The organism is Methylobacterium sp. WL19 (assembly GCF_008040005.1).
GTDB classification, from domain to species: Bacteria; Pseudomonadota; Alphaproteobacteria; order Rhizobiales; family Beijerinckiaceae; genus Methylobacterium; species Methylobacterium bullatum.
This window is the reverse complement of record NZ_VRVC01000188.1, coordinates 1-6,442: the sequence shown is the minus strand read 5'-3', so window position 1 is coordinate 6,442 and position 6,442 is coordinate 1. Positions and strand designations below refer to the sequence as shown.

The 6,442-nt window shown below is 67.7% G+C and carries 4 protein-coding genes and 2 pseudogenes; 1 reads left to right on the top strand and 5 read right to left on the bottom strand.

Annotated features, from left to right (window positions below):
• Positions 1-189 (top strand): annotated as a pseudogene (locus FV220_RS23420) (hypothetical protein); the annotation flags it as partial.
• Between the two features lie 1,256 nt (positions 190-1,445).
• Here the strand turns inward: FV220_RS23420 and FV220_RS23415 are convergent.
• From FV220_RS23415 to FV220_RS23395, 5 genes and pseudogenes are all read right to left on the bottom strand, one after another.
• The gene (locus FV220_RS23415) at positions 1,446-2,147 is read right to left on the bottom strand and encodes a TerC family protein (RefSeq protein ID WP_147833413.1); all 702 of its coding nucleotides are present in this window, start codon (positions 2,145-2,147) and stop codon (positions 1,446-1,448) included.
• A gap of 156 nt (positions 2,148-2,303) precedes the next feature.
• A complete protein-coding gene (glp, locus tag FV220_RS23410; protein ID WP_147833412.1) occupies positions 2,304-3,557 on the bottom strand; it encodes a gephyrin-like molybdotransferase Glp in 1,254 nt (417 codons plus the stop codon).
• Positions 3,541-4,095: a molybdopterin-guanine dinucleotide biosynthesis protein B gene (gene mobB / locus FV220_RS23405; RefSeq protein ID WP_187273519.1), complete on the bottom strand. Its 555-nt coding sequence runs from the start codon at positions 4,093-4,095 to the stop codon at positions 3,541-3,543. The genes glp and mobB overlap by 17 nt, the downstream gene beginning before the upstream one ends.
• Positions 4,092-6,086 (bottom strand): molybdopterin biosynthesis protein, encoded by a 1,995-nt coding sequence (locus FV220_RS23400; protein ID WP_147833411.1) that lies wholly within the window; start codon positions 6,084-6,086, stop codon positions 4,092-4,094. The genes mobB and FV220_RS23400 overlap by 4 nt, the downstream gene beginning before the upstream one ends.
• Positions 6,083-6,442 (bottom strand): annotated as a pseudogene (locus FV220_RS23395) (hypothetical protein); the annotation flags it as partial. The gene FV220_RS23400 and the pseudogene FV220_RS23395, both read right to left, overlap by 4 nt.

Genomic DNA, 6,442 nt, shown 5'->3' with positions numbered 1-6,442 from the left:
CCCTCCGCACCGCCGCCGAAGACGCCGAGTGCCGCCTTCATCGAACAGGGCGATGCCGCCGCCGGTGCCAACGACATCGCCGGGTGCCAGCGGGTCGCACGGCTGATCCGCCGCGACGGCGTCGTCATGCCCTCACCGCTCATGTCGCTGGCCGCCCTCGACCTCAAATATCTCGAAGCGGCGCGGTAAATCCGCTCTCAATCGACGACGAGAAACGGCCCCTTGCAAGGGCACGTTTTTCGTTGGTCACCGGCCTCGCAGCCTGTTTGACCCGATGCGTCTGCGAATGCTCGTGCCAGAGTGGACCATCCGCCAAAGTCGATCATCCCAACCCATCACCTCATCCTGAGGTGCCCGCGTCAGCGGGCCTCGAAGGAGGCCTCCAGAAGCCGCTTCGATATCTGAAGCCCTCCTTCGAGGCCGCTGCGCGGCACCTCAGGATGAGGTAAAATCTTGGAAATACACCTGAAACCAGTGGTAAAAATCTGACGTTCGGTGCCCGCCGCCGGGGCTGCTCACGACCCTTCACAGACTCCTAGAAGGTCCGCTTCGGGGCAGCTTGGTGGCCGATGTCCGGGTCGGGTGGTTTTCGGCTGGGCTGCTTCTGAGTGAAGCGGCATCTGAGGCGACATCGCCCTCCTGCTGCCCGCGCACGACCGTGAGAAGACATTCATGAAGGTTGTGGTTCGTTGTTGAGACGACTCAGCCGAGAGCGGTCTGACCATATCTCGCACCCATGCTGAAAGGCGGTTGCATTTTTCCGCGTCCCCGAAAATAGGAAAGTCATGTCGAGCGAGCGAATGATGCCAGCATTGTGATAGCAAAACCCGCTCTCGTATCGTTATTATTTATTTGTGTTTTCGTTCCGCCGCCAGTCAATAAGATATTAGTAGCCCTCGATACGCTTATACTTTGGCCGATAATCATACTATTTGTATGTTTAGCATATAAACAAGCCGCAAAAGGCAAGCCGATTATGGAATTTAAAAAGAATTTTAACCCGAAACATTCAATATTGATTATAATATTTGTTGTTGTTTATCTTGGATTTTTTGTATTGCTCAGTCTTGTGGGGTTTTTGGTTGGAGTAATGATGCCTTTCTTGAGAGATAAAGCTTACGATCTGGAAGGCGCCAAACTAATATCTACTTGCGCGATAATGGCATTTCTCTGCTCAAATTTTATCGCGACCTACTTCGGCCTTAGACGCTATCACAGGCAGCTTCGGCCACGGGGATAGTAGACGCTGGTTCCATTTCTCAACGAGAGTCGTAAACGCCAGACTGCCGAAGAATGGCCGCTTCCGGGAAAATGCAAAAGCTGTCGGGGCGACCGTGTTGGGTCGGAGGTGGAACGTCCGATTCAAGGCCAAGGGGCAGGGTCCGCTCACCACCCATCGGTAACGCTCAGGGCGGGTCCCATCCGTCAGGTTTTGACTGCTCGCCTCAACGACGGCCCTGATCGCCGATCGGCTCGGGCGATGCGGTCGCCCGTTTCCAGATGAACGCCACGGCGACGACGAGCACGGCGCAGATCGCGGCGGCGGCCTGGTGCGCGTGGGGCACGGAGGCCACGTGTTCGGCGATGTAGGGATCGGTGACGATCATCTCGCCGGCGATCCAGCCGAGAAGCGCGGCGCCCGCCCAGATGACGAGGGGAAACCGCTTCAGCAGCGTCGTGATGAGGGAGGCGCCCGCCACGATGAGGGGGATCGACAGAAGCAGGCCAAAGACGAACAGCGAGACTTCGCCCTTCGCCACGGCCGCGATGGCGACCACGTTGTCGAGACTCATGACCGCGTCGGCGATGGCGATGGTCCGCACCGCCTTCCACAGGGTCGCGCTGTCCTTCACCGCGTGACCTTCCTCGTCTTCACCGAGGGCGAGCTTCACCGCGATCCAGAGGAGCAGGAGCCCGCCGCCGATCCGCAGGAACGGCACCGCCAGCAGATAGGAGATGACGACGGCGAACAGGATGCGCAGCCCCACGGCCGTCCCCGCGCCGAGGAGGATGCCGGTCCGGCGTTGCTCGGGGGGCAGGGATCGGCAGGCCATGGCGATGACGACCGCGTTGTCGCCGGAGAGGAGCAGGTCGATCCAGACGATCTGCAGCACCGAGACGAGGAAGTGCGAGTCGAGAAAGTCCATCGGCGCTTTCGGTCGGGTCGGAGTGGCAATGGAGACAGGTGAGCGGCCCTCCGCTCGAAAGCCGAGAGACCTCGGCCATGACCCGGCACATCGTGCCGGAGCCCGCGCAATGCAAGCGTCGGTCACGCTCTGTGCGATGGGGACGGGAGATTCGCGTCAGTACAGAACGACGTGCGGATAGACCTCGATCGTGTCGCCGGGCTCGATCGCGGTCACCTCGTCGTGGAGCGCCGCCAGCCCGTCGCTGCCCGTGAGCGAGGTGAGGAGGCCGGCCCCGTCCCGGGGGAACTTCACCGCCTCCAACCCGCCATCGGCGACGCGCCTCAGGCCGACGCGCACGAATTCGCGGCGGCCGGCCTTCTTGCGATAGGCGAAGGTGGAGCGGACCGGGATCGCCAGGGGTGCGTCGAGACGTTCGCCGCCCAGGCGCGCCAGCAGGGGGCGCACCACGAAGAGCAGGGTCACGTAGGCGGCCACGGGATTGCCCGGCAACCCGACGAAGGGCGTGCCCCGCACGACGCCCATGGCCACCGGACGGCCCGGCTTGATGCCGAGCCGCCAGAACACCAGGCTGCCGACGCTCTCTACCGCCGGTTTCACGTGGTCCTCCTCGCCGGTGGAGACGCCGCCGGAGGTGAGGAGGAGATCGTGGGCGGACGCCGCCTCGGCGAGGTGGGCTGCGAGAACAGCCCGGTCGTCGCGCAGAATTCCGAGGTCGCTCACCTGCGCGCCGAGGCGCTTGAGCAGGGCGACCAGCATCACCCGGTTGGAATCGTGGATCGCCCCCGGCGCCAGGACGGCCCCCGGTTCGGCGAGTTCATCGCCGGTGGAGAACACCGCCACCTTGAGACGGCGGCGGACGGCCAGGGACGAGCGACCGGTGGCGGCGGCCAAGGCCACGTCCTGCGGCGAGAGGCGCCGCCCGGCGGTGACGATGGTGCCGCCCTTGGGTACGTCCTCGCCCGCGAGCCGGCGGTTCGCCCCGCGCTTCAGGCCCGGCGGCAGGACGATGCCGGTCCCCTCCAGCGTCACGTCCTCCTGCATGAAGACCGTGTCGGCGCCGCCCGGCATCCGCGCGCCGGTGAAGATGCGGACCGCGCTCGGGCCGCCCGCCATCGTCAGTCCGGCCTGGCCGGCGGCGACCCGGCCTTCGACGATCATCCGCGTCTCACCCGAAGGGGCGAGGTCGGCATGGCGCACGGCGTAGCCGTCCACCGCCGAATTGTCGAAGGGCGGCAGGTCGATCCCGGCGGTCACGTCCTCCGCCGCGACGCGTCCGTCCGCCTCGTGCAGCGGCACGGTCTCGATCCCGGCCAGGACGGGAAGCCGCTCCGCGATCAGCGCGAGGGCGTCGTCGGCGCTCATCAATCGTCCGCCGAAGGCGAAGCAATCGTCAGTCAGCTGCGCCATGGCCTTCGATCCTGTTCAGGATGGCATCGAGCGGTTCCGCCAGGGACGCGACGAGATCGGCGATGGCCGCCACGTCGTCGAGATCGACCACGGCGATCCCCGCATCGGGGAACGCCCGGTCGCTGGCGATGGCGACGATGTTCTCGTCCTGCGGATGAAGCGGCGGACGGCCGTTGGCGTTCCGATGGATTTCGATCTTTGGATGGCCCTCGCGCTTGAAGCCTTCCACCAGCACGAGATCGCAGGGGCCGAGACGGCGCAGCAACTCGGCGAGGCTCGCCTCCTGGCCGTCGCGCACCTCGTGCATCTGCACCCAGCGAACAGCGGACGAGATCAGCACCTCCGACGCGCCGGCCTGGCGATGCCGGTACGAATCCTTGCCCGGCTGATCCACGTCGAAGGCGTGATGCGCGTGCTTGATGGTGGAGACCGTCAACCCACGCGCGATCAGCGCGGGAATGAGCTTGGCGAGCAGGGTCGTCTTGCCCGCCCCGCTCCAGCCGGCAAGGCCCATCACCCGCATGGCGTGCTCCGTCATGGCAGGGTCCGCGCGCGGGGAAAGCCGAGCTCGGCCAGGGCCGAATCGGTCTCCGGCTCGGCGAGGAGGGAGAGGAAGGCGGCGAGCGCCGGTTCCCGCGCCCGGTCCTCGGCATAGGCGAAATCGTAGCGCTCGTCGGTGAGCGGCAGGCAGCCGAGGCCGTAGGCGCGGGCCACGCTCTCGATGGCGACACCCCAATCCGCCCGGCCCTGGGCCACGGCGGCGGCGACGGCATTGTGCGAGCGGGGCTGGTTCCAGAACCCCGGAGGCCGGGCGCCGTTCAGCACCCCGTCGATGAGGAGCCGCGTCCCCGAGCCGGTGTTGCGGTTCACCATGATCGCGTCCGGGTCGCGGACCAGGGCCGAGACCGCCTCCGCCGCGTCGCGTCCCGCGAACCGGGCATCGCCGGGGCGGAACACGACGCCCTGCATGCGCCCCCAGCCTTCCGCGAGGCGCAAGCCCGGCGTGAGGAAAGGCGTGTTGTAGCGGCCGGTCTCGGGGTCGAGGAGATGCATCGCGGCGATGTCGCATTCGCCCCGCTTGAGGGAGGCGAGGCCTCCAGAGGAACCGACCCAGATGGTGCGCGCCCGGATGCCGCGTTCGGCCAGGCGTCCGACGATGGCGTCGAGGCCGATGCAATGGCTGCCTACGATGGTAAGGTCGGGCGCGCGGGAGCCGGCCCCGATCCGCGACAGGCTCACCCGCTCGCCGGCTTCCATGCCCGCGCGTGCGGCGGGAATCGCGAAGAAGCCGTCGGCCTGGGAGAAGGCCGTCACCGAGCCGGAGCCCTTGGAGAGCGGGACCGCGACGGGAGCGTCCCGTCCATGGGTGAGCGAGGCCATGACGAATTCCATCCGCCCGCGTTCGGAGGCGATGCGCTGGGGAAGGACAGCCTCGACGCTGTCCTCCTCCCGTGGGGGAAGCCCCGCCAGCGACCGGACGAGCGGCACCACGAAGTCGTGGAAGGTGAACATCGCGGAGGTCGGGAAGCCCGGCAGCACGACGATGGCCTTGTCCTGCGCCTTGGCGAGGCAGAGGGGCTTACCGGGCTTGAGCGCGACCCCGTGGACGAGGATGCCGGGCTCGCCGAGGCGCGAGAGGATGCGGTGCGAGACGTCGCCCGCCCCCTTCGAGGTCCCCCCTGACAGGACGACGACGTCGCAATCCGAGAGTGCCGCACGGATCGCGGTCTCGAGGGCGGCCTCGTCATCCGCGACGATGCCCAAGGGCACGGGGTCGCCGCCATTCTCTTCGACCGAGGCGGCGATGATGGCCCCGTTCGAATCGTAGATCCCGGCGACCGGCAGGGGCTGGCCCGGAGCCACCAGCTCGTCGCCGGTGGAGAGCACGGCGATTCTCGGCCGGCGCACCACCTCGACCGCGGCGAGGCCGCAGGCGGCGAGCATGCCGATTTCCCGCGCCGTGATCACGGTGCCCTTGCGCAGGACGGTCTCGCCGCGCGCCATGTCGGAGCCGGCATAGCCGACGAACTGCCCGGGTGCCGCCACCCGGTCGAGGTCGATGGCGAGCGGACCGTCCCCGGACGCGATGCCGGTGGCTTCCACCATCACCACCGCATCCGCGCCACGCGGCATCACGCCGCCGGTGGCGATGGCCGTCGCCGTGCCGGGCAGGACGACGAGCCGGGGCGCGACGCCGCAGGCGAGGATCTCGTGGTTGAGGCCGAGCCGGCGCGGCTCGGCCTGGCTCGCGCCCATCGTGTCGGAGGCGCGGAGGGCGAAACCGTCGACGAGGGCGCGGTCGAAGGGAGGCACGTCGATGGGCGAGGCGACGTCACCCGCCAAGGCGCGTCCGAGGCAGGCGGCCAGCGGCACGCTCTCCGCCGGCAGCGCGGCATGCGGGATCGCCGTGCGAAACCGTGCGACGGCCTCGTCCCGGCCGACCACCTGGAGGAACTGCTCCTGGCGTGCCGCGCGCGACAGCCTCGCCAGGAAATCCTCTTTCGTCTCAGCTCCGTCGGGGCGGTTCACAGGGGCACGATCTCGATCCACTCGCCTTCAGGGTAGCCTTCCCGCTCCGGCGGCACCAGAACCGCGCCCTCGGCGAGGATCAGGCGACGCAGCGGCAGATCCCCGCCGCCGATGGGCTCCACCCCCTCCCGCGTCCTCCGCACGAAGACGATTTCGCTCATGCCGACGGTCGAGGCGATCTTCCGGGTCAGGCGGCCTTTGACGCCCTCGGGCGCAACCGCTCCGGAGAGACGGGCCAGCAAGGGCCGCCCGAGGGTGAGGAATGTCGCGAGGGCGGCGTCCGGCCGGCCGGGCAGCAGCAGGACCGGGACCGCCGCGATCCGGCCGAAGCCGGCGCTCTCCCCCGGATGCAGGGC

Coding starts and splice junctions, on each gene's coding strand:
- mobB (WP_187273519.1), bottom strand. CDS start 4,095: ATGACGGAGCACGCCATGCGGGTGATGGGCCTTGCCGGCTGGAGCGGG.
- glp (WP_147833412.1), bottom strand. CDS start 3,557: ATGGCGCAGCTGACTGACGATTGCTTCGCCTTCGGCGGACGATTGATG.
- FV220_RS23415 (WP_147833413.1), bottom strand. CDS start 2,147: ATGGACTTTCTCGACTCGCACTTCCTCGTCTCGGTGCTGCAGATCGTC.